Origin of the sequence: Hoylesella timonensis 4401737 = DSM 22865 = JCM 15640, assembly GCF_000455445.1 — a bacterium.
Lineage (GTDB): Bacteria > Bacteroidota > Bacteroidia > Bacteroidales > Bacteroidaceae > Prevotella > Prevotella timonensis.
In genome coordinates this window covers 140,658-142,603 of sequence record NZ_HG417090.1, presented here as the reverse complement: position 1 = coordinate 142,603, position 1,946 = coordinate 140,658, and the positions used below count along the sequence as shown (strand labels likewise).

The window sequence follows — 1,946 nt, the reverse complement described above, 5'->3', positions numbered from 1 at the left end:
GAATTGTTGAGGCGCAGCCTGTTTTATATAAAAAGAGTCCACAAGATGACAAAACGTAAAAAGATTGACATAGAAAACTTTACGGTGGCAATTTATAGAACCACCCTTCCTTGCAAAGGAGATGCAAAAAGCGCCACCTGAACCTTCGCTTTTCGATTAGGGGGGCTTACTTTTGGAAAAAAGAAGTCCGAAGCCTAATTTTAATGGGCTTCGGACAGGGTTATTATGCTCGTTTAAGTTTTACCAGACAGCAATAATTTCGTATTGTATGGAGTGTGGCAGAGCCGCCGTTTTACTCCATCAAGTCCTCTCCGAGGTGGTTTTTTTGCTCGCGCTTCATACGCTCTTCCACCTCGCGCGGCTTTGTGGCGTAGGTGATCATGCGGATTGAGTCGTTGTAGCTGACATACTTCCAGAGCCAATTGAGCAGCACCATCACCTTGTTCTTCACGCCGAGGATAGAACGCAGGTGGACGACGAGCCACAGCACCCAGGCGAAGAAGCCCTGACTGCGGAACTTGCCTATCTCCACGACCGCCTTGTTGCGTCCGATGGTAGCCATCGAGCCGAGATTCTTGTAGCTGAACTCAGTGAGCTCGCTGCTGTCTGCGCCCTTCACAATTAGCTTGAGGTTCTTGGCGAGGTTCTTAGCCTGCTGTATCGCCACCTGCGCCACCTGCGGATGTCCGTTCGGGTATGCCGCGTCTGAGGTCTGCAGACACTGGTCGCCGATGACGAACACGTCTTCAACGCCCTGAATGCAGTTGAACTCGTCCACCTTGAAGCGGAAGCCGCGACCCATGTGGCTCTCGTCGATGCCAGGCATGGCGTTGGCTCTGATGCCCGACACCCAGAGAAATGTACGTGTAGGTATCTCAGTGCCGTCCTTCATAATGACCTTGTGGTCGCGATAGTCGGTCACCATCTTGCCGAACTGTATGTCTACGCCCATGCTCTTGAGGAACTCGTACGCCTTCTGCGACGACTCCTGCGAGAGTCCGGCAAGCAGGCGGTCGCCTGCCTCAATGAGGTATATGTGCATCAACGACGAGTCCATGTCGGGGTAGTCGTACGGTATGACGTAGCGTCTCATCTCTGCAAGCGCGCCGGCAATCTCTACGCCCGTTGCGCCACCGCCCACGATTACGACGTTGAGCAGTTCCTGACGTTCCTCCTCAGTGGCGCAGGTGAGCGCGCGCTCCAAGTTGGAGAGCAGTGCGTTGCGCAAGCCCATTGCCTCGGGCACTGTCTTCATCGGTATCGCCCACTCCTCGATGTTCTTGTTGCCGAAGAAGTTGGTTGTTGCGCCAGCTGCCAGCACGAGATAGTCGTAGTCGATTTTGCCGATGGAGGTCTGCAGAATTTTCTTCTCTGTGTCAACCATACGAGCCTCTGCCATGCGGAAATAGAAGTCCTTGCGCTTTCGGAAAATCTGTCGGAAGGGGAACGAGATACTGCTCGGGTCAATACCTGCCGACGCTATCTGATAGATAAGCGGCGGAAACTGGTGGAAGTTGTTCTTATCGATCAGCACTACCTGCATGCCCGACCCGTAGAGGTCTTCTGCAAGGCGCAGTCCGCCGAGTCCGCCACCAACGATTACTACTCTTTTCTTCTGATTTCTCTGAATATTGATGCTCATAATTTTGGGTTAAAATGGTTATCCTAAATTGCACTACAAAGTTACTGCATTTTATTGGAATATGTGTTACGTTTGTGTGCAGACCGTGATTTCATGCTTCATGTCAAGAGCTGTTCCCTCGTTTTGTTATGTCTGGCGGTAAATCAGCTGTGCATAAATTTGGCAGCGATCCATTTTCTCACTGGTTCGTCGTAGATCTTCAGGCAGAGCCATGCCAGCACTATGCTGCTTGCTACCACCGCCAGAGCCACGTACCATGTCTCTTGCAGGGTGTACTGCTCGGTCTTGATGAGCCAACGATAAA

1 protein-coding gene is annotated in these 1,946 nt (G+C 51.8%); it reads right to left on the bottom strand.

Going from position 1 to position 1,946, the window contains the following annotated elements:
• Positions 1 to 292: 292 nt before the first annotated feature.
• Positions 293 to 1,642, bottom strand: a complete 1,350-nt coding sequence (locus BN35_RS00665; RefSeq protein WP_025073271.1) for an NAD(P)/FAD-dependent oxidoreductase — start codon at positions 1,640 to 1,642, stop codon at positions 293 to 295.
• Between the last annotated feature and the right edge of the window lie 304 nt (positions 1,643 to 1,946).

What these genes read in the sequence shown, in the direction of transcription:
- BN35_RS00665 (WP_025073271.1), bottom strand. Translation starts at nt 1,642, where the DNA reads ATGAGCATCAATATTCAGAGAAATCAGAAGAAAAGAGTAGTAATCGTT.